Origin of the sequence: Neorhizobium sp. NPDC001467, assembly GCF_050275975.1 — a bacterium.
Classification (GTDB): domain Bacteria; phylum Pseudomonadota; class Alphaproteobacteria; order Rhizobiales; family Rhizobiaceae; genus Neorhizobium.
The window spans coordinates 167,218-191,652 of sequence record NZ_JBNNPS010000006.1 but is presented as its reverse complement, the minus strand read 5'-3'; the positions used below and the strand labels follow the sequence as shown (position 1 = coordinate 191,652).

The window sequence follows — 24,435 nt, the reverse complement described above, 5'->3', positions numbered from 1 at the left end:
AGCTCCGGAGCCAACCCGTTCAAAACGGATCTGCTTTTTTAGTCGTTAACGAAATGTTAACCATTCTTTCCTAAAGTCGATCCATAGCGGCAAGCCACTTGTTTGCCGGATGAAAGTGCTGATCCTGTTCGCTTGACCACGGATGTAATGGCAAGCAGAAACAGGATACGAAAGGTCGGGCTTGCCCGACCTTTTTTGCTTTGGGCCTTGGAGAAAGAGGTCCGGCGCGCGTGCCGAGCCCCAGCGGTCAGCGCTTGGCGAGCGCTTCGATGATCCGTGCCCACGAACGGATCCCCTTGTGGAAGGATTTCATTTCGTATTTCTCGTTCGGCGAGTGGATCCGGTCGTCATTGAGACCGAAGCCGATCAGCAGCGAGTCCATGCCCAGCATTTTCTGAAAATCGCCGACGATCGGGATCGAGCCGCCCATGCCGATGACAACTGCGGGCTTTGCCCATTCGTCGGACAGAGCGTTCTTCGCTTTGGTCAGTGCCGGCGATTCGTAAGACAGCTGGATGGCCGGAGATGCACCGTGCTCCTTGAACTCGACAGTGCAGTCGGCAGGGAGTTGTGAGCCCACATAGGCACGGAAGCTTTCGCGGATGCTCTGCGGATCCTGCGTGCCGACAAGACGGAAGGAGATCTTCGCCGATGCCTTAGCGGCGATGACGGTCTTGAAGCCGTCGCCGGTGTACCCGCCCCAGATGCCGTTCACCTCGCAGGTCGGCCGCGCCCAAACCAGTTCCAAAACCGAACGCCCCTTCTCACCGGCGGGTTCGGACAATCCGATTTCGCCAAGGAAGTGAGCGGCCGAGCGGCCCAGCGTCTCCCAGCTTGACTTGATGTTTTGCGGCGTTTCCTCGACGCCATCGTAGAAGCCGGGAAGGGTAACGCGCCCCTGGTCGTCGCGCAGGCCGGCGAGAATTGTCGTCAGAACATGAATGGGGTTTGCCGCAGCCCCTCCGTAAAGACCGGAATGCAGGTCGCGGTCGGCGCCGGTGATGGTGATTTCTTCTCCGACCAGGCCGCGCAACGCCGCAGCAATCGCCGGCGTGTCAGTATCCCACATGCCGGTGTCGCAAACGAGGGCGTATTCAGCCTTCAGTTCCTCGGCATTGGCTTCCAGGAATGGCTTGAGCGAAGGCGATCCTGACTCCTCTTCGCCCTCGAACAGAATCGTAACGCGAATGGGCAGGGCGCCGTGTACGTCCTTGTAGGCACGGCAGGCCTCGACGAAGGTCATCAACTGGCCCTTGTCGTCGGCCGTGCCGCGACCCGTCAGAACCTTGCGGCCATTGCCGAGATCCTTGATGGCGGGCTCGAAAGGATCGTTTTCCCACAGCTCGATCGGATCGACCGGCTGTACATCGTAATGACCATAAAACAGAACATGCGGCGCATCGGGTGTCGCGGCCGCGTGGTGGCCGACCACCATCGGATGACCGGGCGTTTGGCGCACCGTAGCGTCAAATCCGAGCGCGCTGAGTTCGCTTGCCAACCAATCGGCGGCCTTGGCGCAATCGGCCTTATAGGCCGGATCCGTGGAAATGGATTTGATTCGCACAAGCTCGAAAAGCCGATCAAGGCTGGCGGGCAAATTCTCGTCGGCACGGGAAAGGACGGCGGATAGGTCGGTCATGATGAAGGGTCCTGCGTTCTCAATGTCGGCCGGACCCTAATCCCTTGCAGGTCAATTGGAAACACTCTTGCGCTCGCGTGGATACGATAGGCGTTACTCTTGCCGCAAAGGCTTGTTCAACGGACCGGCTGCGGGATCTTTCCAAAGGAAGGCTCCCGGCATTGAGACCGCCATGACCGGGAGGGGGAAGCGGTCATGGCGGCTCGTATCGGTGGCAAAGGCCCGGAGAGGGGGAAAGGCCCTTGCCTGGTCTGACGCGGCGGGGGACAGGCCGGCTTTCAGACGACGGCGTGATCAGGCGCCGTTGCTATTGAGATGAGAGGGCAAATGCGTCTTTTCAAGGATACATAAATTACAATTCGGTAACATTCATTCGCCGAACCCTCGGCTGCGTCGGTTGCCCAAGTCTGCCAAGTTTCATTGGACGCAAGCCGAGCTGCGCGGTATCTCATGCCTATGAAAAAAGGCGATCATCTATTTCTCATCGACGGCTCGGGCTTCATTTTCCGGGCCTTCCATGCGCTTCCCCCCCTGACCCGCAAATCGGACGGCCTGCCCGTCGGCGCGGTGTCGGGTTTCTGCAATATGCTGTGGAAGCTTCTGACGGATGCGCGCGACACTTCGGTGGGGGTGACGCCTACGCATTTCGCGGTCATCTTCGATTATTCGTCAAAGACGTTCCGCAAGGAAATCTACGACGCCTACAAGGCCAATCGGTCGGCGCCGCCGGAAGAGCTCGTTCCGCAATTCGGGCTGATCCGACAGGCGACACGGGCTTTCAATCTGCCCTGCATCGAGACCGAGGGTTTCGAAGCTGACGATATCATCGCCACCTATGCAAGGCAGGCGGAAGCCACCGGCGCCGATGTGACCATCGTCTCCTCTGACAAGGATCTGATGCAGTTGGTCACGGCCAATGTCCACATGTATGACAGCATGAAGGACAAACAGATCAGCATTCCGGACGTCATCGAGAAATGGGGCGTGCCGCCGGAAAAGATGGTCGACCTGCAGGCGCTGGTCGGTGATTCCGTTGATAACGTGCCGGGTATCCCGGGGATCGGACCAAAGACGGCGGCGCAGCTTCTGGAGGAATTCGGCGATCTCGATTCCCTGCTGGCGCGCGCCGGCGAAATCAAGCAGGTCAAGCGCCGCGAAAGCATCATCACCTTTGCCGAACAAGCGCGTCTTTCCCGGCAACTGGTCGAACTGCGCACGGATGTGCCACTGGATCTGGATCTCGGGGCGCTGGTTCTGGAACCACAGAACGGTCCGAAGCTGATCGGTTTCCTGAAGGCCATGCAGTTCGGCACGCTCACCCGTCGCGTCGCGGCCGCCTGCGATTGCAATGCCGACGAGATCGAGCCGGTCGAGGTAACGGTCGAATGGGGCGATGCGGCTCGTGGGCCGGATCTCGATCAGGCGGGCGCGTCCAAAGCCGATACAGGGGAAGCCGCGGCAGACGCGCCGGCCCATCCGGCCGCGACGGCCGTTGGCAGAGGCGCCGGCGGCGCGACACCCGCCGCGCTTGCCGAGGCCCGAATCGCGGCGTTTTCCAATGCCGCGATCGATACCGGCAACTACGTGACGATCACCGATATAGAAGTGCTGGACGACTGGATCAGGGCGGCATGCGAAACCGGCCTCGTCGGTTTCGATACGGAAACAAACACGCTTGATCCGATGCGCGCCGAGCTGGTGGGCTTTTCGCTGGCGATTGCCGACAATACGGAAAACCCCTCGGGTCTTCCTATCCGCGCCGCTTATGTTCCGCTCACGCACAAGACCGGAGTTGGCGATCTTCTGGGTGGTGGTCTTGCCGAAAACCAGATCGACCAGCGCCAGGCGCTGGATCGGCTGAAAGCCCTGCTCGAAGACGCGTCGGTGCTGAAGGTCGCACAGAACCTGAAATTCGATTACCTTGTCATGAAGCGGCATGGAATCACCGTCAGGAACTATGACGACACGATGCTGATGTCCTACGTTCTGGAAGCCGGCAAGGCGAACCATGGCATGGACGGCCTGTCCGAACGCTGGCTGAACCATAAGCCGATCGCCTTCAAGGATGTTGCCGGTTCGGGCAAGAGCGGCGTGACGTTCGATTTCGTCGATATCGAAAAGGCAACGGTTTACGCTGCGGAAGATGCGGACGTGACGCTGCGTTTGTGGATGGTTTTGAAACCGCAGCTGGCTGCCGCCGGTCTGACCCGCGTCTATGAACGGCTTGAGCGGCCGCTGGTCGCGGTATTGGCCGATATGGAGGCCCGCGGCATTACCATTGACCGCCAGATCCTGTCGCGGCTGTCGGGAGAGCTTGCCCAGAAGGCCGCGGCATTCGAGGACGAGATATACGAGCTTGCCGGCGAGCGCTTCAATATCGGCTCGCCTAAGCAGCTCGGCGACATCCTGTTCGGGAAGATGGGTCTTCCCGGCGGTTCGAAGACCAAGACGGGACAATGGTCGACCTCGGCAAGCGTGCTGGAAGATCTTGCCGCCGAAGGAGCTGCTCTTCCCCGCAAGATCGTGGACTGGCGACAGCTGACCAAGCTCAAATCCACCTATACAGATGCATTGCCCGGTTATGTTCATCCCGAAACCCGGCGGGTGCACACGTCCTATTCGCTGGCATCCACCACCACCGGCCGGCTGTCTTCGTCCGAACCCAACCTGCAGAACATTCCGGTGCGCAATGTCGAAGGGCGCAAGATCCGCACTGCCTTCATCTCGACGCAGGGACACAAGCTGGTCTCGGCCGATTACAGCCAGATCGAGCTGCGCGTGCTCGCCCATGTCGCCGACATTCCGCAACTGACCAGGGCGTTCGAAGACGGCGTCGATATTCATGCAATGACGGCTTCGGAGATGTTCGGCGTACCGGTCGAAGGCATGCCCGCGGAGGTGCGCCGTCGCGCCAAGGCGATCAATTTCGGCATCATCTACGGGATTTCCGCTTTCGGCCTAGCCAACCAGTTGTCCATCGAGCGCGCGGAAGCTGGCGACTATATCAAGAAATATTTCGAACGCTTCCCGGGCATCCGGGACTATATGGACGCCACCAAGGCGAAGGCCCGCGACAAAGGCTATGTCGAAACCATTTTCGGCCGTCGCATCAACTATCCGGATATCAAATCGTCGAACCCTTCGGTGCGGGCGTTCAACGAGCGCGCGGCCATTAACGCGCCAATCCAGGGATCCGCTGCCGACGTCATTCGCCGTGCCATGGTGCAAATGGAGCCGGCTCTGGCCAGGGCGGGTCTCGGTGAGCGTGTTCGCATGCTTTTGCAGGTGCATGACGAACTGATTTTCGAGGTCGAGGATGCCGACGTCGATCGGGCGATCCCGGTCATTACCTCGGTCATGGAAAACGCGACAATGCCGGCGCTCGCCATGCGTGTTCCCTTAAAGGTTGACGCTAGGGCTGCCGCCAATTGGGACGAAGCGCATTGATGCATGCGGCCCAGGCATCGCGCATGGTTCAGTGACGGTCAGGATAGAGCGAAAGCAGGGCCGTCGACAGAAGTTGCTGGGCATAGCGCTCGGCGGATTGCGCGGCATCCCGTGGCAGCCCCATCTCGGAACAACGCTGCTGCACGGTCTCGACGATCAGGTTCATGATGCCGCGCGCCTGCTCGCTATTGCCGTTCTCAGATGTATCAAGCACCAGCGCCAGGCTGGTCATCGACACGATCTCGAGAACCACCATGCGGGCTTCGAGATCGACGGCGGCCTCTTCCGCGCTGCGCATATGTCTTGCGGTTTGCTTCATATCGTATTTCCCTAATATAAGGGGCAAGGTAGCGTAAGCTCCGAAACTTTAAAGCGAAAACCTAAAAGAAATTTCGTCCCGCCCACCCGTTAATCGCCGTGGCCATCAGGCGACGCGGTCACCCTGCCGCCAGACCGAACGACAGACCGGCACGCCACTATCATGCTGAACCCGCACCAGATCGGCGCGAAGGCCGCACGCGATGCGTCCCCGGTCATGAAGCCCGATCGCGCGCGCCGGCGTGGCACTGACCATGGCAATGGCAGCAGGCAGGCTCATGCCGTCGATCTCTTCCGCGAGAATGAAGGGGGCATGCAGAAGGCTGAAAGGAACGTAGTCGGACGACAGGACATCGAGCACGCCGAGCCGCGCGAGATCGCTGGCCGCAATATTGCCGGAATGCGACCGGCCCCGCACCACGTTCGGCGCGCCCATCAAGACGCTAAGCCCCGCCTTGTGGGACGCTTCGGCAGCCGCGATGCTGGTGGGAAATTCCGCCAGCCGCACCCCATGCCCCACCGACTCCTCGACATGTTCGGGGGTGGCGTCGTCATGGCTGGCAAGGGTGATGCCCCTTGCAGCGCATTGGGCGGCTAGCATGGTTCGGTGCGGCGCTGCATAGCGTTCGGACGATTCCAGCCGCCGCGCCACGAAAGCCTTGAAGGCGTCGTCGCTCAGCCCGCGCTTTGTCTTGTAGTAGAAGATGTATTGATCCATCGTCTGGAACTGGCGCTGCCCGGGGGCGTGATCCATCAACGAGACCAGCCGCACGGCCGGGTCATGCTCGAAGTCGGAAAACTGATCGACGACATCGGCCGTCGAAACCTCGCAGCGAAGGTGCAACAGGTGTTCGGCGCGCAGGCGACCCGCACGGCCGGCCGTCTCGATCGCATCCGCCAGCTCGCGCATTTCGCCGCGCGCAAAACCACCTTCTTCACCCGAACCCATGCGAAGACAATCAAGCACGGTGGTTATGCCCGAACCGGCCACCTGTGTATCATGCGCCTGGATCGCGGCAATGGCGTTCCACTTCAATCCGGCCCGCGGTGAAAAATGGGTTTCCAGATGATCCGTATGCAGCTCCACCAGGCCGGGTAGAAGATAGTCGCCCGCCATGTCCTCGCCGCTGCGCGACGGCCCTTCGGCAATGTCAGCAATCGCGCCATCACGGATCTGTACGGAGCCTTGAAGAACCTCGTTTTCGAGTACGAGACGGGCATTGGTCAGAACGTTTTCCATCAGTTGACAACCCTGTTTTCCAGATCGGTTGCGAGCGGAATGCGCTGGTGCACGCGAAAAGGTTCTCCGCGGGCCGTTTCGACGAATATGGTGAGAGCATCGATCCTGCGGGGTTTGCCGAGGAAGGCGGCAAAGCGATGCGACAGCAGGGTGTGAACGGCCTCGCGCCGTTCCGGCGCGACGGGACCCGTCAGCGTCATGTGGAATCTGAATTCCTCCATGACATAGGGATAGCCATAACGGTCCAGGTAGATGCGCTGCCGTTCGGTCAGGTTGTCCGGGTTACGTCGGGCGATATCGGCCGCAGAGAGCGGTGCACGAAACGGTTCGAAAGCCTCGACAACGGTCGAGGCAAACGCCTCCAAACCGGCGTCTTCGTCAACCGGCACCAGCGCGAAAAACGGCCCGAGGCCAGCAACCGTCAAGGCGGGTATGTCGAAGGCAGCGGTCTTGGCGGCAAAGGCATTCACAGCCTCAACAAGCTCGGTCTCAGTTCTGCCATCCGCAAGAGCGAAAGGTGCCTTCAGTGTCGCATGGAACGCATAACGGCGGGGTTCAGCTGTGAGTGACCGCCATTCGTCTTCGTCAAGACCGCTATCGGCCGGCCATGGAACGTCGCAGTTGTCGTAGGCATCCCGTCCCAACCACGTCGCTGCCGCATCGGTCAGCGCATCGTTTCTGCCGGGCGTGAAATAGACCGCGTAACGCATGATGAGATGTCCTCGATACCGATATCGCGTCAAGCCTATAGCCGGTCCGGCACCCGTTGTCTCTGCGCCATTTCACGGGCTCGTGACGTCCCCGTTTCGAAAGCAATGAAACCTATTGGGCGTTTGGCACGTTTCCCCGGCACAATAAGGAGACAGGTCAATGGAAGAAGCGAGCATCATGATCGGCACCGTCATGGCAGTCTTTGCAGCCAGCGGCGTCTTGTCCGCCTACTGGTATTCCCGTCACGAGGATTGATGGCACGCCCTTAGCGCCGCCTTCAAGAAAATAGGCCGCGTGCTGAGCGCGGCCTATTTCAATTCATGCGTCGACCGGCTCAATGGGCGCCAGACATGTCGCCCAGAACTTTTTTGCTTGCAACGGTCGAGTCCGCATTGATCGCGTAGACGATCGGCACTCCGGTCGCGAGATTGAGAGCAAGGATCTGTTCCTTCGTCATGCGGTCTAGAACCATGATGAGCGACCGCAGCGAGTTGCCGTGAGCGGCCACGAGCACCTTTTCGCCCCGCAGGACGCGCGGAAGGATTTCGGTCAGGTAATACGGCCAGACGCGGGCCCCGGTGTCGCGCAGGCTTTCGCCGCCCGGTGGCGGCACATCGTAGGAGCGGCGCCAGATGTGAACCTGCTCCTCGCCCCATTTGGCACGGGCATCGTCCTTGTTAAGGCCTGAGAGGTCGCCGTAGTCGCGCTCGTTGAGAGCCTGGTCGCGGATGGTTTCGAGATCGGGCTGGCCGAGCTTGTCGAGCACGATCTTCAGCGTATTCTGGGCGCGCTTCAAGTCTGACGTGAAGGCGATGTCGAACTTGATGCCGGTTTCAGCAAGCGCCTTGCCCCCGGTCTCTGCCTCCTCGACACCGAGCGGGGTGAGGTCGGGATCGCGCCAACCGGTGAAAAGGTTCTTCAGGTTCCATTCGCTCTGCCCATGGCGAACGAGGACGAGTGTGCCGGTCATGCTATCAATACCTCCAGTGTGTCTTCAGTTCGAAAGCCCGAGCACGTCGAGCATTGAATAAAAACCCGGTTTCCTGTCGCGGGCCCAAAGTGCTGCCGCAACGCCGCCGCGCGCAAAGATGGTGCGGTCACGGGCGCTGTGCGACAGCGTGATCATTTCGCCTTCCCCGGCAAGGACGACCGAATGGTCGCCCACCACCGAGCCGCCGCGCAGCGTAGCGAAACCGATCGTGCCGGCTTCGCGTGCACCGGTATGGCCATCGCGCACCCGTACCGATTGCGCGGACAATGCCACGTCGCGGCCCTTCGCAGCGAATTCGCCCAGCAGCAGAGCGGTGCCCGAGGGCGCATCGACCTTGTGCTTGTGGTGCATTTCGACGATTTCGATATCCCACCCCGTCGGCGGAAGCGCGCGGGCGGCCTGTTCGACGAGAACGCCCAGAAGGTTGACGCCGAGGCTCATATTGCCGGACTTTACCACACGCGCATGACGCCCGGCTGCGGCGATCTTCTCGTCGTCGGCCTGCGCGCAGCCGGTCGTGCCGACCACGTGCACGATCCTTGCCTGTGCCGCCAGACCGGCAAATTCCACGGACCCGGCAGGGGAGGTGAAATCGACCACGCCGTCTGCATGCAGGAACGCTTGCAACGGATCACAGGTCACGGGCACACCAAGAAAACCTGCACCCGCAAGCTCGCCGGCATCCTTTCCGAGGAAGGGCGAGCCTTCACGCTCCACGGCGGCATGCAGCCGCACGCCGTCCGTTTCCCCGATGACGCGGATCAGGGTCTGGCCCATCCGTCCTGCCGCTCCCACCACCACGAGCTTCATGTCGGTTTCGGTCTTGGGCGCAGAAAGCATGCAGGCAGGCTCCGTTCAGGCGGTCTTTCAGATGTCGACGACAGGGGTCTCGAGAGGAGATGCCTGCAGATTGTTGAGACGAGCGTAGAGCCCGTCCGGCAGCTTAGCAAGCTCCTCATGCGTCCCCTGTTCCACGACATTGCCATCGTTCATGACGATGATCCTGTCCGCCTTGACGACGGTGGAAAGGCGATGGGCGACGACGACGACCGTGCGGCCCTTCATGGCGAAGTCGAGCGCCTTCTGCACGGCCGCTTCCGATTCGTTGTCGAGCGCGGAGGTGGCTTCGTCGAGAAGCAGGATCGGTGCATTGCGCACCAGCGCGCGGGCAATCGACAGGCGCTGCCGCTGGCCGCCGGAAAGCGTTATGCCATTTTCACCGACTGGCGTGTCGTAACCCTTGGGCTGAAGGGTGATGAAATCATGCGCATGGGCCAGCCGGGCGGCCTCTTCGATCTCGGCGTCCGTCGCCTCGGGACGTCCATAGCGGATATTGTCGCGGATAGAGCCCTCGAACAGATAGGGCTGCTGCGAAACATAGGCGATCTGGCGACGCAGGGAGGATTTGGTGACCTTGGCAATATCCTGCCCGTCGATCAGGATCGCGCCTTCGCTCGGATCGTAGAAGCGAGGAATAAGCGCAATGATCGTTGATTTGCCGGCACCGGACGGTCCCACCAGCGCGGTCGTCTTGCCGCCCTCGGCGACGATATCGACACGTTTGAGGATTTCCGCGCCCTCGCCATAGGCAAAGCCGACACCCTTCAGTTCGATTCGTGCTTCGCTGACCGTCAGATCGCGCGCCTCGTGCACTTCTCGCTGCTGCGGCTGAAGATCGAGAAGCGCGTAGATCATGCGCGCATTGACGACGGCGCGTTCGATCTGCACCTGCAGTTTGGCAAGCCGGCGGGCCGGGTCATAGGCCATCAGCAGCGCGGTGACGAAGGAGAAGAAGGCTCCAGGCGGCACGTTGTCGTAGATCGAGCGGAAGGCGGCATAGGCGAGAACGCTGGCGATCGCCAGCCCGGCGAAGGATTCTGTCAGCGGCGAGGTGCGTTCCGACAGGCGGGCAATGCGGTTGGCGCGCTTTTCCGCCGTCTCGATAATCGTCTGCACCTTGTTGTCGAGCTGCTGTTCCATCGTGAAGGCCTTGACGATGGCAATGCCCTGGATGGTTTCCTGCATGGCGCCCAGCACATGGCTGTTCACCTCGATGGATTCCTTTGTGGCGGTGCGCAGCCGGCGCGACACATAACGCAGAGCATAAAGGAGCGGCGGCGCAACCGCAAAGACGATCAGCGACAGGACCCAGTCCTTGCTGACCATCACGCCGATCAAGGCGATCAGGGTCAGGAAATCGCGAGCCGTGGACGTTACGGTCAAATTGAGGACATCGCGAATGCCCGTGACGTTCTGGCTGATCTGGGCGGCAAGGTGCGCCGAGCGCGCTTCGCTGAAATACCCGACCGAAAGGCTCATCAAGTGGCTGAAAAGACGGCGCTGATAGCGGGCAACGATATTGTTGCCGATCTTGGCCAGTGTCACGGCCTCGAAATAGCTGGCGAAACCGCGCAGAACGAAGACCGCGAAGATGGCGCCGCAGATCAGCACGACCAGATCGGCGCGCTTGTTGGCAAATGCCTCGTTGACCACCGCCTCCATGATCCATGCCGTGAACGCGGTGCTGGCGGCGACCAGGATCAGACAGGTAATGGCAAAGGCATAGCCGCCGATATGGTCGCGACCGTTTTCCGCGATGACGCGCTTCAACGTGCCGGCCACCGTGCTCGAACTGACCTCGGACTTTCTGTTTTTGTGCGCTTTCAACAAGCCTTCCAATCACCGAAACCGCAGCGCAAAAGCGCCTCATTGGACGCGCGTCTTAACCAGTTGGTAGCGTTTTGGCTAGTGAAGCCATGCGATTCGGACGGTTTGTTGCATTTGTGCGGGGAAACGGCGGGCCGGAAAAGCGCACCAACCGACCCGCTTTAACGCCGCCATCGCCGTTCGTTCATCGATACGCCGTAGGCCTCCGGCTTGCGCGCGAAGCTTGCGAGCCCGGCAAGCGCGGCCTGTGGATGCGTCACCACGAAAGTGGGAATGGTGGCCAGGAGTTCACTATGCGGCGCCTTGTCTTCGAAGGCAGCCCGGAACTGCGGTTTCTGCAATGCCGCCAGAATCTTCTGGGAGATGCCGCCGGCGAGATAAACGCCGCCGCGCGCCATGAAAATCAGCGCCATGTCACCGGCCACGCGTCCGAGATAGGTGGAAAACAGCGACAGGGTTTCGGCCGCCTGCGCGTTGGAACCATCGAGGCCCGCTGCCGTCACATCCGCCGGTTCCTCCAATGTCGGGGCAATACCGTTGGCCATGCAGATCGCCTGGTAGATGTTGACGATACCGCGGCCGCTGAGGACCTCCTCGGCCGATACCCGGCCCTCGATACGCCTGAGATGCGGAAAGATCTGAAAATCCCGCTCCGAGCGCGGACCGACATCCACATGGCCGCCTTCTCCGGGTACCGGAAACCACATGTCGCGGGCATGCACGAGACCGGCAACGCCCAGGCCGGTGCCGGGGCCCAGGACCACACGCGACGCGATTTGCGGTTCGGCCTCCGGTCCGAGCGCGTGGCGATGCTCGGCACCGAGTTCTGAAGCCGCCAGCGCCTGCGCCTCGAAATCGTTGACGACAAGCACGTCGTCGAAGCCGAGTTCGGCGATCATCTTCGTCGGTCGAACAACCCAGTCGCAATTGGTCAGGTCGATCTCGTCGCCGTCGATCGGACCGGCGACCGCCAGAATGGCTGATCTCGGCCGCACGGCAGCACCGTCGAGTACGACATGGCGGATTGCGTCGTCGATCGTGGCGTAATCGGCGGTCTTGACGCTAACGAAGGGGGTGGCCTCCCCGGTTGCTTCCGCAAGAATGGAGAAGCGGGCATTGGTGCCGCCGATATCACCCAGAAGAATGGGAAAGGGAAGCGCATCGGTTATGCTGTCGGCCATTAGAAACGTCAGTCCTTCTGGAAATCGATGAATTTTTCTGCAGTCGCGCGGTTGAGCGCCATCGGTATGTCGTAGACGGTCGCAAGCCGGGTCAATGCCTTGACATCGACATCATGGGGCAGGGCGGACAATGGGTCGATGAAGAATATCAGCATGTCGACCTCGCCGGTGGCGATCATCGCACCGATCTGCTGGTCGCCGCCCAATGGGCCGCTTTTCAGCCGCATCACATTCAGTTCGGGGGCTGCCTCCAGCACACGCCCGCCGGTCGTTCCCGTGGCGACGATCCTGAACCGCGCGAGCGCCGTCTTTCTGGCGCGGGCGAAATCCGCCATGTCGTCCTTCTTCTGGTCATGCGCGATCAGCGCAATACAACATTTGTCCGACATGATCTCTCCTCGCCCGTGCAACTTATAGGGCTTTCGCCCGGGATTTCCATAGCGTCTCTGCCGGGTGGCGAAAGGCGCTGTGAATTTCCAAGGCGGAGATCAGGATGCTGTCCGGTGTCCGTTCAGCGTCAGTTTGCGGGACGGGCGCGCGGCAGCGGCACATCGGCCGGCGGCGCGTTGGTGATCGCGGCGGCGCCGCCTTCTGGCAGAACCGCCGATTTCCGAGGTGCCATGCGGGCATTGCCGGAAACCACCTCGGAAATCGTCCTGTCCTCCGGTGCGTTAAGAACGGCAGCACAGGCCTTCGGCAGATCGGAGAGCATGACCTGACGCGGCTTGACGGGCTTTTCGCTCGGATCCCGCTTCGGTTTGGCCCAGGGTTCCGGCGTGAACCACCACGCCAGCGACTTGTCGCAGCCGTCGCCTGCCGGCACTGCAGTCTGCGGTCGGCAATTGGCATCGCCTGCCGGGCAGCGCATGCGGATATGGAAATGTTCGTCGTGACCGTAAATCGGTCTCACCTTGCCCAGCAGCGAACGATTGCCCGTCCACGTGTCGCAGAGTTTCTTCTTGATCGCCGGATTGACGAAGATCCGCTCAACGTCCGGGTAGCTGGCTGCCTGCATGACGAGCTTGGCATGCGTGAAGGTCCAGCGGCGCTGATCGACGGTCAGGAATTTGCTCTTGTCGAGCATGGAGGTGAAGGGAAGCTTCTCGCGCTCTGCCGCCGTCATGTGACGCTCCGGCATGGGCGTGAACCAGATGTCGGCGTCAAGGCCGACCTGATGCGAGGCGTGGCCGGACAGCATCGGGCCGCCACGGGGCTGCGAAATGTCGCCAATCAGGATGCCCGAACCCCAGCCGAGCCTTGCCGCATCCATCGAGAAGCGCTGCAAAAGCGCGATCAGTTGCGGCTGGCCCCACCGCCGGTTGCGCGACAGGCGCATGGCTTGCCAGGTCGGTCCATCCTCCGGCATGGCAATAGCGCCCGCCTGGCAACCCTTGGCGTAGGAGCCGATCGACGTCGACATACCCTCGGCCGGCAGGGCAACGGAGCCGAACAGCTGTTTGGCCGGGGCGCCATCCTGCGCAAGACCTGGCGTCGCCAGGGCACCACACAGCACGGCCGCAACCGTCAGGCCTGAAACTATCCGGGAAATGGCAATCATCTTCATCCGCCGCAAATCACTTCGTCCACAAGGTTTTATCGTGAAACCCGATTTTGGTGAAATGGAGATCGTCGAAACCGGCGTCCGCGGTGGGATAATACGCTTGTGAGGCGGCCGCTCCTGTTTTTCGCCCTGTTTTGCCCTATGCTTGCCGCATCGGATGAAGGCAGGAAGAGGTTTTGCATGGCTTGGACCCGGCTTATGGCAGGCTTGGTGATCGTGGCGTCGATAGCGACCGCAGGCATGGCGGCGGCGCAGGCGCAGGATGCCGCGCAGCAACCGAAATGGCGCCACGGAATGGCGGTCGTCGGCGAACCCGCATTGCCACCGGATTTCAAGCAGTTGCCCTATGTCGACGTGAATGCGCCGAAGGCAGGGCAGTTGAGGCTCGCTGCCGAGGGCACGTTCGACAACCTCAATCTGGTGATCGACCGCGGCGCGCCCGCCCTTGGTCTCGACATGGTCTATGACACGTTGATGAAGCGTTCGCAGGACGAGGTTTTTGGCGCCTATGGCCTTCTTGCCGAATCCGTATCCTATCCGGACGACATGGCGTCGGCGACATTCCGGATCCGCGCCAATGCGAAATGGGCGGACGGCCGGCCCGTAACCCCGGAAGACGTGATCTTCAGCCTCGAAAAGCTGAAGGAACTGAGTGCAATGTATTCCGGCTACTATCGCCATGTGACCGCCGCGGAGAAAACCGGCGAGCGGGACGTGACGTTCCGTTTCGACGAGAAGAACAACAAGGAACTGCCATCGATCGTCGGCGACTTCGCGATCCTGCCGAAACACTGGTGGGAGGCGAAGGACGACAAGGGACAGCCGCGCGATATTTCCAAGACGACGCTCGATGCTGTCATGGGATCCGGTCCATACAAGGTCGCTGCGGTACAGCCCGGCTCGTCCATCCGCTATGAACTGCGCGACGACTATTGGGGCAAGGACCTGCCGATCAATCTGGGCCAGTACAATTTCCGCAGCATCAGCTACACCTATTTTGCCGATAGCGATGTGGCCTTCGAAGCGTTTCGCGCCGGAACGATCGATTACCGCCGCGAAAACAGTTCCAGCCGCTGGGCAACCCGTTACGATTTCGATGCGGTGAAGGATGGTCGTGTCACCCGCGAGGCGCTGAGCAACCCGTTCAAGGCCCGCGGCATCATGCAGGCTTTCGTACCCAACCTGCGACGTGACGTCTTCAAGGATGCGCGGGTGCGCGAAGCGCTTAACTACGCCTATGATTTCGAGGACCTCAACAGAACCCTTGCCTTCGGCGGCCTGAAGCGGGTCGACAGTTTCTTCTGGGGCACGGAACTGGCATCGTCCGGCCTGCCGCAGGGGCGTGAACGCGAACTCCTGGAAGAATTGAAGGACCAGGTGCCGCCCCGTGTCTTTTCGGAGCCCTACAAGAACCCCGTCGGCGGCGATCCCGCCAAGGTTCGCGACAACCTGCGCAAGGCGGTCGGCCTGTTGAAGGAGGCGGGCTGGGAACTACAGAACAACCGCATGGTCAATAGGGATACGGGCAAGCCGTTCAGCCTGGAAATCCTGCTCGGCAATGCCGCGCAGGAGCGGACGGTCATCCCCTACGTGAACAGCCTGAAACGGATCGGGATTGACGCCCGCATCCGCACCGTCGACGCATCGCAATATATCAACCGTGTGCGCAGCTTCGACTATGACATGCTCTACAGCGTATGGCCGCAGAGCATGAATCCCGGCAACGAACAGTCGGAATACTGGGGATCGGAGTCGGTCAACCGCCAGGGCTCACAGAACTACGCTGGTATCGCCGATCCGGCGGTTGACGCGCTTATCCGCAAGATCGTGTTCGCACCCACCCGAGACGAGCAGGTTGCCGCCATCAAGGCGATGGATCGGGTTCTGCTTGCCAATCACTATGTCGTGCCGATGTTCTATTCGAGCGAGGAGAAAATCGCCTATTGGAACCGCATTGCTCATCCGGCGACGCTTCCAGGCTATGAAATCGGCTTTCCCGAAATCTGGTATGAAAAGGCTGCCAGATGAATGGCCACGGCACGGGGCTTGCGCCGGGAGGGCCCAACTGGTCCAAGTGACGCGATGATTCGACTGCACCCGGCAATACCGTTTCCGTCCGCACATGACGAAACCCAGCCAATGATGATCAGGGAGCGCTGATGGGCGCCTATATTCTTCGTCGCCTGCTGCTGATGATCCCGACACTGATCGGCATCATGGCAGTCTCCTTCATCGTCATCCAGTTTGCACCCGGCGGACCGGTCGAGCAGGTGATCGCGCAGTTGCAGGGCTCCGATGCCGGCGACCGGCTATCCGGCGGAGGCGGCGAGTTTTCCGCCGCGGGCGGCGACGAGAGCCGCTATCGTGGTGCTCAGGGCCTCGATCCCGCATTCATCAAGAAACTTGAGCAGCAATTCGGCTTCGACAAGCCGCCACTGACCCGGTTTTTCGACATGATGTGGAATTACGCCCGCTTCGATTTCGGAGAGAGCTTTTTCCGCAACACGCCGGTCATCGATCTGATCCTCGACAAGCTGCCGGTCTCGCTGTCGCTTGGCGTCTGGATACTGCTGTTTTCCTATCTCATTTCCATCCCGCTCGGCATCCGCAAGGCCGTGACGGACGGGTCGGCTTTTGATATCTGGACATCCGGCATCATCATCGTCGGCTATGCCGTGCCGAGCTTTCTGTTCGGCATTTTGCTGATCGTGCTGTTTGCCGGCGGGTCGTTTTTCGACTGGTTTCCACTGCGCGGCATCGTTTCGGACAATTTCGCCGAACTGTCCTGGTGGGAGAAGATCGTCGATTATTTCTGGCACCTGACGCTGCCGCTGATTGCGCTATCGCTTTCTGCCTTCGCCACGACGACGCTTCTGACCAAGAACTCGTTCATAGACGAGATCAAGAAGCAGTATGTCACGACGGCCCGCGCCAAGGGTCTGGACGAGCGGCAGGTTCTCTATCGTCACGTATTCCGCAATGCCATGCTGATCGTCATTGCCGGGTTCCCCGGTGCGTTCATCTCCGCCTTCTTTACCGGTTCGCTTCTGATCGAAAACATATTCTCGCTCGATGGGCTGGGGCGTCTCGGCTATATCGCCATCATCAACCGCGATTATCCGATCGTGTTCGGCACGCTCTACATCTTCTCGCTGATGGGTCTCGTCATCAGCCTTATCTCGGACATGATCTATACATGGATCGATCCTCGCATCGATTTCGAGCGGAGGGATGTCTGATGGCCGAGGCTTCCGCAACGACTGCCGCCGCACAGGTTTCAGCCCCGCCGAGAGGTTTCTGGTCGCCGACCAGCCTGCGCCGCTGGCAGAAATTTCGTGCCAATGGCCGCGGCTTCTGGTCCTTCTGGATCTTTCTCCTGCTGTTCTTCCTCAGCCTGATGGCCGAGTTCATCGCCAATGACCGGCCGATCATCGCGTCCTACAAGGGAGAGATCCTCTATCCGGTCCTGGTGGAGTACCCCGAGGAAAAATTCGGGGGCTTTCTGGCAACCACCGATTATCGCTCCGAATTCATCAGCCAGGAGATCGAAGCCCATGGCTGGATGATCTGGCCGCCCATTCGCTATTCCTACCAGACGGTCAATTCCCAGATCCCGCATTCGGCGCCGACAGAGCCTTTCTGGCTGATGGACAAGGCAGATCGATGCAGCGCCTATGCGCAAAAGGATGCCGACCCCAATTGTCGTTTCGGCAATCTCAACTGGCTGGGTACCGACGATCAGGCCCGCGATGTCGCAGCCCGTCTGATCTACGGGTTTCGTATTTCCGTTCTGTTCGGGCTGGCGCTGACCGCCGCCTCCGCGGTGATTGGCGTCCTCGCCGGCGCGGTACAGGGTTATTTCGGTGGCTGGACCGATCTCCTGATGCAGCGTTTCATCGAGATCTGGTCGGCCATGCCGGTGTTCTACATCCTGCTGATCATCGCAGCCATTCTGCCGCCCGGCTTCTTCATCCTGCTCGGCATCATGCTGCTGTTTTCCTGGGTCGGTTTTGTCGGCGTCGTGCGCGCCGAATTCCTGCGCGCGCGCAATTTCGAATATGTAAGAGCTGCGCGTGCACTTGGTGTCGGCAACTGGACGATCATGATGCGCCATCTCCTGCCCAATGCCATGGTGGCGACCTTGACCTTCCTGCCGTTCATCCTGTCGGGTTCGATCGCGACCCTGACCTCGCTCGATTTCCTCGGTGTCGGCATGCCGCCGGGCTCGCCGTCGCTGGGTGAAATGATCGCGCAGGGCAAGAACAATTTGCAGGCGCCGTGGCTCGGTATCACCGCCTTCATGGCCATGTCGGTCATGATGTCGCTGCTGATTTTCATCGGCGAGGCGGTGCGCGATGCATTTGATCCCAGAAAGGCGTTTTGATGCAAAACCGGATCGAACCGCTTCTCTCCGTCAAGGATCTTTCGGTTGCCTTCCATCAGGGGGGGAAGACCGCGCTCGCCGTCGATCGCATATCCTTCGATATTGCCCCCGGTGAGGTGATGGCGCTGGTTGGTGAATCCGGGTCCGGAAAATCGGTCTCGGCAAATTCGGTCCTGCGTCTTCTTCCCTATCCGGCGGCGAGCCACCCATCCGGGGAAATCCGCTTTGGCGGCAAGGATTTGCTCAAGGTCAGCGATGCCGAACTGCGCCATGTGCGCGGTGGCGACATCACCATGATCTTCCAGGAGCCGATGACCTCCCTCAACCCGCTTCACACGATAGAGCGGCAGATCGGCGAAATCCTGGTACTGCATCAGGGCATGAATGCCACGAGCGCGCGGGCCCGCACACTGGAACTTCTGTACGAAGTCGGCATTCGCGAGCCGGAAAAGCGGCTCAAGGCCTATCCGCACGAACTGTCCGGTGGCCAGCGCCAGCGGGTGATGATCGCCATGGCGCTCGCCAACCGGCCCAAGCTCCTGATCGCCGACGAACCGACCACTGCACTCGATGTCACCGTACAGGCGCAGATCCTGGAACTGTTGAGCCGGCTGAAGATCGATTACGGGATGTCAATCCTGTTCATCACCCATGATCTCGGCATCGTGCGCAAATTCGCCGACCGGGTCTGCGTGATGACGAAGGGCAGGATCGTCGAGACGGGGACGGTCGAGGACGTTTTCGAAAATCCGCAGCATGACTATACCCGCCATCTCCTGGCATCGGAACCGCGCGGCGAGCCGCCGGTAACGGATCCGTCGCGGCCGGTGGTGATGGACGCCAAAGGCATCAAGGTGTGGTTTCCGGTCAAGGCCGGCTTCTTTCGCAAGGTGGTCGATCACGTGAAGGCAGTGGATGGCATCGACCTGACCCTGCGGGCCGGCGAGACGCTCGGCGTGGTCGGCGAATCGGGATCGGGAAAGACGACGCTGGGCCTGGCGCTGGCGCGGTTGATCTCGTCAACGGGCCGTATCAGTTTCATCGGCAACGATATCGACGGCCTGTCCTTCAGACACATGCTTCCCTACCGCGATCGTCTGCAGGTGGTTTTCCAGGATCCCTACGGATCGCTGAGCCCACGCATGTCGGTCGGCGACATCATTGCGGAAGGATTGAAGGTTCACGAAAGGGCGCTGTCGTCAGCGGAACGCGATCGGAGGGTCGCGGCAGCCCTTGATGAAGTCGGGCTCGACCCCGCCACGCGCTGGCGATATCCGCACGAGTTTTCCGGTGGGCAGCGCCAGCGCATCGCGATTGCCCGGGCGATGGTGCTGAAACCGCGTTTCGTCATGCTCGACGAGCCGACCTCGGCACTCGACATGACCGTACAGGCCCAGGTGGTCGATCTCCTGCGGGACCTGCAGCAGAAGCATGAACTGGCCTATCTGTTCATCAGCCATGACCTGAAGGTGGTAAAGGCGCTTGCCAACGAAATGATCGTGATGCGGATGGGCCAGGTGGTTGAAGCAGGACCGGCCGAGCAGATCTTTCGCGCTCCGCAAAATGACTATACCCGGGCGCTGATGGCGGCCGCGTTCAGGATAGAGGCGGCGGATACCGAAAGCACGCCCACGGCCGGGTCGGAACATTCTGGATGAATGGCGGTTTTTTCCTCAGGAATGCCGTCGCTCATGACGGCAGATCGAGAAGGAGGAGACGATGAACAGCCGTTTCGATCCCAAGGATGCAAGACCGATCGATACACTGCCGCCCCGTTTCGGCACCCGCGACAGCGTGCGCGAGATCGAAGAGCCCCTGCCGCCCACCAAGGCGCGCCAGGGTGCAAAGGGCACGCCGGTTCTGATGGTTTTGGTCGCGGGCCTCTTGCTGGCGCTCGTGGCCTGGGGTGGGGCCGAATGGTGGGGTGCCGAAACCGCGCCGCCGGCCGAGCAGACCGCAACGCCGCCAGCCGGCCCGACTGAACCCACCAATCCGAACCAGCAGCCTTCCAGCGCACCCTGACCCTTGGGGCGGTGGATGCGGGATGCATCAAGCGATTTGATGGTCCCGCATCTGGACTTTGCCGAAGCTTTTGCCGATAAATTCCTCGCGGGCGCAAAACGCGCCGTATTTTGAGGCAGGCAAGAGCGATCACCCGCGCGGGTGGGCGCTGCAGGGGCAGGCATGACAAAGACCGATATCGCAACCCGGGTCTATAACCACGCCTTCAAGCTCGATCCGATCATCCGCAGCCTCATCGACACCGATTTCTATAAATTGCTGATGCTCCAGATGATCTGGAAGCTCTACCCGCAGACCGATGCGACCTTTTCCCTCATCAACCGCACAACCCGAGTTCGTCTCGCCGACGAGATAGACGAGGCCGAACTGCGCGATCAACTGGATTACGCGCGGTCCCTTCGTCTGTCCAAGAAGGAGATGATCTGGCTTGCGGGCAACACGTTCTACGGTCGCAAGCAGATTTTCGAACCGGAATTCCTGACCTGGCTTGCCGCCTACCAATTGCCAGAATACGAACTGCACAAGCGCGACGGCCAGTATGAACTGACCTTTCACGGGCGCTGGGTCGATACCACGATGTGGGAAATTCCGGCGCTTGCCATCATCAACGAGTTGCGCTCGCGCGCAGCCCTCAGGTCCCTCGGCTATTTCACGCTCGACGTCATCTATGCACGTGCGAAGGCCAAGATGTGGGAAAAGGTGCAGCGGCTGCGGGAACTTCCGGGCCTGCGCATCTCCGATTTCGGTACCCGTCGCCGGCACAGTTTCCTGTGGCAACGGTGGTGCGTCGAAGCTCTGAAGGAAGGCATTGGTCCAGGTTTTACGGGCACAAGCAACGTCCTTCTCGCCATGGATTCAGATCTGGAAGCGGTCGGCACCAATGCCCACGAACTGCCGATGGTGATGGCGGCGCTGGCCGATACCGATGAGGAACTCCGGGCCGCTCCCTACAATATCATGAAAGACTGGAACCGGCTTTACGGCGGAAACCTGTTGATTGCCCTGCCGGATGCCTTTGGCACCGCAGCCTTTCTCAGAGATGCGCCGGAATGGGTGGCCGATTGGACCGGGTTTCGCCCCGACAGCGCGCCACCGATTGAAGGCGGCGAAAAGATCATTGCATGGTGGCAGAAAATGGGGCGCGATCCCCGCCGCAAGTTGCTGATCTTCTCCGATGGGCTGGATGTCGACGCGATTATCGACACCTACCGTCATTTCGAAGGTCGGGTGCGGATGAGTTTCGGCTGGGGCACCAATCTGACCAATGATTTCATCGGCTGTGCCCCGATCGCGACCGATGGTCTCAATCCGATTTCTGTCGTTTGCAAGGTCAGCGACGCCAACGGCCGTCCGGCTGTCAAGCTTTCGGACAATCCGCACAAGGCAACCGGCGACCCGGCCGAGGTGCAGCGCTACCTGAAGATTTTCGGTCAGGAAGACCGTGTGGAACAGGCTGTGCTGGTCTGAGCCCTGGCCTCTCCGCAATAAAAAAGGGGCTCCTGCGACTGCCGCCGGAGCCCCTTTTTCATTCCGTAGAGATGTTACTGTACGACTTCGACCACCGTATGGGTGCGGGGATCGACGATGACACGCCGCTCGTTGACGACCGCATAGCCGTAGCGTTCATTGCTCGGCACCGGGGTCAGCACGACGGTTTCGGGGATACGCTTGCCCACGACGACTTCCTGCTGCACCATGACCGGGGCCGGAGCGGGCTGCTCGCGTACATAGGTCACGACTTCCCGCGGCGGCGGATCGATGGCGGTGCCGACAATGGCGCCCGCGACGCCACCGACGGCTGCACCGATGGGACCGCCAACGATGGCGCCCGTGACTGCGCCGCCAGCCGCGCCATTGACGGTGCCTTCCTGGGCGTTCGCTGCAGTGGCGAATACGGCCACCATAGAAACGGCGGACATCATAATGATCTTGCGCATTGGTCTTCTCCTCTCCTGGGTTCACCAATGGCCAAACAACACATTCGACGATTTTCGGTTCCGTTTACACGGTAACGAATCATGACGGTGTAAAACCGACCGGCCCGGCCGGAGCAAGGCAGGTCAAGAGTTCGGGATGAAGGGGAAGCGGCGCGTGCAAGGTTACCAAGCGCGAGGCCTGCGCCTTATCGCAGCCGGGATAGTCTCTCCGTCAACAGCGCGAAAAAGCCGTCGGCATCGACCTGTCCCATGAAGAGCGCGTTCTTGCGCCGGTCGGTCACGCCCCACCAGTCGGCAACGGTCATCCCCCGGGTCAGCTCGGACACGGTTTCGACTTCGACATTGCATTGACGTCCGACATAGAGTTCGGGCTTCAGCAGATAGGCGATCACGTTCGGGTCGTGCAGCGGTCCACCTTCGCTACCATATTTGGCGACGTCGAAGCGCTCGAAATATTCCAGCCACCCGGCCACGGCCTCGCCGACCGCCGTGCCGAAATCGCGGAATGCCGCGACACGCGATCTTGTCGTCAGCACCTTGTGGGTGACGTCGAGCGGAATGATGACAATGGGCGCGCCGCAGCCGAAGACGATCGCGGCCGCTTTCGGATCAACATAGATGTTAAATTCCGCCGCGGGGGTGATGTTTCCCCCTTCGAACAGGCCGCCGCCCATGGAAACGATCCGGCGAATGCGGCCGGCAATCTCGGGCGCTCTGGTCAGCGCCGTGGCAAGATTGGTGAGTGGTCCAAGCGTACAAAGGGTTATCGTGCCTTCCGGCTCGCGCATCAGTGTTTCTATGATGAAGTCGACGGCGTGCCGGTCCTGAAGCGGCATGGTCGGATCGGGCAGCGTGGCGCCGTCTATACCTGTCCAGCCATGCACGTATTCGGCGGTTACCAACGCGCCTTCCATCGGTCGGTCACAGCCGGCATAGACCCTGATGTCGCTGCGGCCCGCCAGTTCGCAGATCTTGCGGATGTTCTTTTCCGTCAGCGTCAGCGGCACATTGCCAGCGGCGGCCGTGATGCCGACGATTTCGATCTCGGGGCTGGCCAGTGCAAGCAGGATCGCCAGGGCATCATCCTGGCCGGGATCTGTATCGATGATGATCTTTTCCGCCATGGAATTCTCCTTAAGCACCGTGAATGATCTGTCTCTCGGGCTACGCGAAGCCAGGTCCCGGCGCAAGCCCGCCGTATGTGGGGCGAATTGCGATCCGCAGCCATCGCCATGGAAGACGAGGACCATATATTCGATCCCGGTCGCGATGCCTTCGTCCGACCGCCAGCGCCTGAAGGAGCCTGACATGAGCGAAAGCTTCGCCGCAATGGTCATCGACACGGTCGACGGCAAGTCGAAAGGCAGTTTCCGGCAGATGACGCTTGCCGACTTGCCGGATGAGGACGTGCTGGTCGAGGTCGCCTATTCGAGCCTGAACTACAAAGATGGACTGGCGGTAATCGGCAAAGGTAAAATTGCCAGACGCATGCCCATTATCGGCGGCGTCGATCTTTGCGGCACCGTGGTGCAGTCCCGTGCGCCGGGCTGGCATATCGGCGACAAGGTGCTGGTCAATGGCTGGGGTCTGTCCGAAATCGAATCCGGCGGGTACGCGCGCTTTGCCCGTTTGAAGCCGGAATGGCTGACACGCCTGCCCCAGGCCTTTTCGCCGGCGCAGGCAATGGCCATCGGAACGGCCGGCTATACCGCCGCGCTCTGCGTCGATGTCCTGGAGAAATGGGGGGTGATCAAGCCGGGCGAGGGCGAGGTGCTGGTGACGGGAGCGGCCGGCGGAGTCGGTTCGGTCGCGATCGCGTTGCTCTCTGCTGCGGGCTATGTCGTCACGGCTTCGACGGGCCGGCCGGACACCCATGGTTATCTAAGTTCGCTCGGCGCACGAAATTTTATCGAGCGTGAAGCCCTACAGGAAAAAGGCGCCCCGCTACAAAAGGAACGCTGGTCCGGTGCTATCGATTCGGTCGGGTCCACCACATTGGTGAACGCACTCTCGCAGACGGTTCGTGGCGGCGCGATCGCCGCCTGCGGCCTTGCCGGCGGTGCGGACCTGCCGGGAACGGTCCTTCCGCATATCCTGCGCTCGGTGGCCCTGATCGGTGTCGATTCGGTGCTCGCGCCGCAGGCCCGGCGCGAGGCTGCCTGGGCGCGTCTGGCCCGTGACTTCGATCGCGATAAACTCGACAGCATCATGCGGATAGAGCCGATGACGAAACTGCCGGAGCTGGCCGAAGAGATTCTTGCCGGAAAAATCCGCGGCCGCGTGGTCATCGACGTCTCGAAATAGGCTGTCCTCGGGTTCTGCCCTATGCACGCCCGC

At 60.9% G+C, this 24,435-nt stretch carries 20 protein-coding genes; 8 read left to right on the top strand and 12 right to left on the bottom strand.

Going from position 1 to position 24,435, the window contains the following annotated elements:
• Positions 1-247: 247 nt before the first annotated feature.
• Positions 248-1,639: a dipeptidase gene (locus ACQKKX_RS14355; protein WP_427571471.1), complete on the bottom strand. Its 1,392-nt coding sequence runs from the start codon at positions 1,637-1,639 to the stop codon at positions 248-250.
• A gap of 456 nt (positions 1,640-2,095) precedes the next feature.
• Here ACQKKX_RS14355 and polA point away from each other — a divergent pair, with 456 nt between their 5' ends.
• A complete protein-coding gene (polA, locus tag ACQKKX_RS14350) occupies positions 2,096-5,086 on the top strand; it encodes a DNA polymerase I (protein WP_427571611.1) in 2,991 nt (996 codons plus the stop codon).
• A gap of 28 nt (positions 5,087-5,114) precedes the next feature.
• Here polA and ACQKKX_RS14345 read toward each other — a convergent pair whose 3' ends face one another.
• The 9 genes from ACQKKX_RS14345 to mepA form a co-directional block, all read right to left on the bottom strand.
• Positions 5,115-5,405 carry a hypothetical protein gene (locus tag ACQKKX_RS14345; RefSeq protein WP_427571469.1) on the bottom strand — a complete coding sequence of 97 codons (291 nt, stop codon included), beginning with the start codon at positions 5,403-5,405 and terminating at the stop codon, positions 5,115-5,117.
• Between the two features lie 105 nt (positions 5,406-5,510).
• Entirely contained in the window at positions 5,511-6,644 is a 1,134-nt protein-coding gene (locus ACQKKX_RS14340) for an alpha-D-ribose 1-methylphosphonate 5-triphosphate diphosphatase (protein ID WP_427571467.1), read from the bottom strand.
• Positions 6,644-7,354, bottom strand: coding sequence for a DUF1045 domain-containing protein (locus tag ACQKKX_RS14335; RefSeq protein WP_427571465.1), 711 nt, complete (start codon positions 7,352-7,354; stop codon positions 6,644-6,646). The genes ACQKKX_RS14340 and ACQKKX_RS14335 overlap by 1 nt, the downstream gene beginning before the upstream one ends.
• Before the next feature lie 335 nt (positions 7,355-7,689).
• Positions 7,690-8,325: a 2,3-bisphosphoglycerate-dependent phosphoglycerate mutase gene (locus tag ACQKKX_RS14330; RefSeq protein ID WP_427571463.1), complete on the bottom strand. Its 636-nt coding sequence runs from the start codon at positions 8,323-8,325 to the stop codon at positions 7,690-7,692.
• A 24-nt stretch (positions 8,326-8,349) separates the two neighbouring features.
• Positions 8,350-9,186 (bottom strand): 4-hydroxy-tetrahydrodipicolinate reductase, encoded by an 837-nt coding sequence (gene dapB / locus ACQKKX_RS14325; protein WP_427571462.1) that lies wholly within the window; start codon positions 9,184-9,186, stop codon positions 8,350-8,352.
• A 27-nt stretch (positions 9,187-9,213) separates the two neighbouring features.
• Complete coding sequence (locus tag ACQKKX_RS14320) at positions 9,214-11,013, bottom strand: ABC transporter ATP-binding protein (protein ID WP_427571460.1); 1,800 nt, start codon at positions 11,011-11,013, stop codon at positions 9,214-9,216.
• A 161-nt stretch (positions 11,014-11,174) separates the two neighbouring features.
• Entirely contained in the window at positions 11,175-12,194 is a 1,020-nt protein-coding gene (locus ACQKKX_RS14315) for a glucokinase (protein ID WP_427571458.1), read from the bottom strand.
• A gap of 8 nt (positions 12,195-12,202) precedes the next feature.
• Positions 12,203-12,583: a methylglyoxal synthase gene (locus ACQKKX_RS14310; protein WP_427571456.1), complete on the bottom strand. Its 381-nt coding sequence runs from the start codon at positions 12,581-12,583 to the stop codon at positions 12,203-12,205.
• A gap of 128 nt (positions 12,584-12,711) precedes the next feature.
• Positions 12,712-13,752: a penicillin-insensitive murein endopeptidase gene (gene mepA / locus ACQKKX_RS14305; protein ID WP_427571610.1), complete on the bottom strand. Its 1,041-nt coding sequence runs from the start codon at positions 13,750-13,752 to the stop codon at positions 12,712-12,714.
• 201 nt (positions 13,753-13,953) lie between these two features.
• Between mepA and ACQKKX_RS14300 the strand changes: the two genes are divergently transcribed.
• The 6 genes from ACQKKX_RS14300 to pncB all read left to right on the top strand — a co-directional run bounded on the left by ACQKKX_RS14300 (position 13,954) and on the right by pncB (position 21,628).
• Positions 13,954-15,783, top strand: a complete 1,830-nt coding sequence (locus ACQKKX_RS14300) for an extracellular solute-binding protein (RefSeq protein WP_427571455.1) — start codon at positions 13,954-13,956, stop codon at positions 15,781-15,783.
• A gap of 131 nt (positions 15,784-15,914) precedes the next feature.
• Positions 15,915-16,994, top strand: a complete 1,080-nt coding sequence (locus ACQKKX_RS14295) for a microcin C ABC transporter permease YejB (RefSeq protein ID WP_427571454.1) — start codon at positions 15,915-15,917, stop codon at positions 16,992-16,994.
• Positions 16,994-18,139, top strand: coding sequence for an ABC transporter permease (locus tag ACQKKX_RS14290; protein ID WP_427571452.1), 1,146 nt, complete (start codon positions 16,994-16,996; stop codon positions 18,137-18,139). Before ACQKKX_RS14295 ends, ACQKKX_RS14290 begins: the two co-directional genes overlap by 1 nt.
• Entirely contained in the window at positions 18,139-19,797 is a 1,659-nt protein-coding gene (locus ACQKKX_RS14285; protein WP_427571450.1) for an ABC transporter ATP-binding protein, read from the top strand. The genes ACQKKX_RS14290 and ACQKKX_RS14285 overlap by 1 nt, the downstream gene beginning before the upstream one ends.
• 61 nt (positions 19,798-19,858) lie before the next feature.
• Positions 19,859-20,161, top strand: coding sequence for a hypothetical protein (locus tag ACQKKX_RS14280; protein ID WP_427571448.1), 303 nt, complete (start codon positions 19,859-19,861; stop codon positions 20,159-20,161).
• 162 nt (positions 20,162-20,323) lie between these two features.
• Positions 20,324-21,628 (top strand): nicotinate phosphoribosyltransferase, encoded by a 1,305-nt coding sequence (gene pncB, locus ACQKKX_RS14275; protein ID WP_427571446.1) that lies wholly within the window; start codon positions 20,324-20,326, stop codon positions 21,626-21,628.
• Between the two features lie 74 nt (positions 21,629-21,702).
• Here the strand turns inward: pncB and ACQKKX_RS14270 are convergent, their stop codons facing one another.
• Positions 21,703-22,098: a DUF1236 domain-containing protein gene (locus tag ACQKKX_RS14270; protein WP_427571445.1), complete on the bottom strand. Its 396-nt coding sequence runs from the start codon at positions 22,096-22,098 to the stop codon at positions 21,703-21,705.
• Between the two features lie 185 nt (positions 22,099-22,283).
• Positions 22,284-23,222, bottom strand: coding sequence for a nucleoside hydrolase (locus ACQKKX_RS14265; RefSeq protein ID WP_427571443.1), 939 nt, complete (start codon positions 23,220-23,222; stop codon positions 22,284-22,286).
• Between the two features lie 184 nt (positions 23,223-23,406).
• On the opposite strand from ACQKKX_RS14265, the gene ACQKKX_RS14260 reads away from it, so the two are divergent.
• Positions 23,407-24,402: an MDR family oxidoreductase gene (locus ACQKKX_RS14260; RefSeq protein WP_427571441.1), complete on the top strand. Its 996-nt coding sequence runs from the start codon at positions 23,407-23,409 to the stop codon at positions 24,400-24,402.
• Positions 24,403-24,435 lie beyond the last annotated feature (33 nt).

What these genes read in the sequence shown, in the direction of transcription:
- ACQKKX_RS14355 (WP_427571471.1), bottom strand. Translation starts at nt 1,639, where the DNA reads ATGACCGACCTATCCGCCGTCCTTTCCCGTGCCGACGAGAATTTGCCC.
- polA (WP_427571611.1), top strand. Translation starts at nt 2,096, where the DNA reads ATGAAAAAAGGCGATCATCTATTTCTCATCGACGGCTCGGGCTTCATT.
- ACQKKX_RS14345 (WP_427571469.1), bottom strand. Translation starts at nt 5,405, where the DNA reads ATGAAGCAAACCGCAAGACATATGCGCAGCGCGGAAGAGGCCGCCGTC.
- ACQKKX_RS14340 (WP_427571467.1), bottom strand. Translation starts at nt 6,644, where the DNA reads ATGGAAAACGTTCTGACCAATGCCCGTCTCGTACTCGAAAACGAGGTT.
- ACQKKX_RS14335 (WP_427571465.1), bottom strand. Translation starts at nt 7,354, where the DNA reads ATGCGTTACGCGGTCTATTTCACGCCCGGCAGAAACGATGCGCTGACC.
- ACQKKX_RS14330 (WP_427571463.1), bottom strand. Translation starts at nt 8,325, where the DNA reads ATGACCGGCACACTCGTCCTCGTTCGCCATGGGCAGAGCGAATGGAAC.
- dapB (WP_427571462.1), bottom strand. Translation starts at nt 9,186, where the DNA reads ATGCTTTCTGCGCCCAAGACCGAAACCGACATGAAGCTCGTGGTGGTG.
- ACQKKX_RS14315 (WP_427571458.1), bottom strand. Translation starts at nt 12,194, where the DNA reads ATGGCCGACAGCATAACCGATGCGCTTCCCTTTCCCATTCTTCTGGGT.
- ACQKKX_RS14310 (WP_427571456.1), bottom strand. Translation starts at nt 12,583, where the DNA reads ATGTCGGACAAATGTTGTATTGCGCTGATCGCGCATGACCAGAAGAAG.
- mepA (WP_427571610.1), bottom strand. Translation starts at nt 13,752, where the DNA reads ATGATTGCCATTTCCCGGATAGTTTCAGGCCTGACGGTTGCGGCCGTG.
- ACQKKX_RS14300 (WP_427571455.1), top strand. Translation starts at nt 13,954, where the DNA reads ATGGCAGGCTTGGTGATCGTGGCGTCGATAGCGACCGCAGGCATGGCG.
- ACQKKX_RS14295 (WP_427571454.1), top strand. Translation starts at nt 15,915, where the DNA reads ATGGGCGCCTATATTCTTCGTCGCCTGCTGCTGATGATCCCGACACTG.
- ACQKKX_RS14290 (WP_427571452.1), top strand. Translation starts at nt 16,994, where the DNA reads ATGGCCGAGGCTTCCGCAACGACTGCCGCCGCACAGGTTTCAGCCCCG.
- ACQKKX_RS14285 (WP_427571450.1), top strand. Translation starts at nt 18,139, where the DNA reads ATGCAAAACCGGATCGAACCGCTTCTCTCCGTCAAGGATCTTTCGGTT.
- ACQKKX_RS14280 (WP_427571448.1), top strand. Translation starts at nt 19,859, where the DNA reads ATGAACAGCCGTTTCGATCCCAAGGATGCAAGACCGATCGATACACTG.
- pncB (WP_427571446.1), top strand. Translation starts at nt 20,324, where the DNA reads ATGACAAAGACCGATATCGCAACCCGGGTCTATAACCACGCCTTCAAG.
- ACQKKX_RS14270 (WP_427571445.1), bottom strand. Translation starts at nt 22,098, where the DNA reads ATGCGCAAGATCATTATGATGTCCGCCGTTTCTATGGTGGCCGTATTC.
- ACQKKX_RS14265 (WP_427571443.1), bottom strand. Translation starts at nt 23,222, where the DNA reads ATGGCGGAAAAGATCATCATCGATACAGATCCCGGCCAGGATGATGCC.
- ACQKKX_RS14260 (WP_427571441.1), top strand. Translation starts at nt 23,407, where the DNA reads ATGAGCGAAAGCTTCGCCGCAATGGTCATCGACACGGTCGACGGCAAG.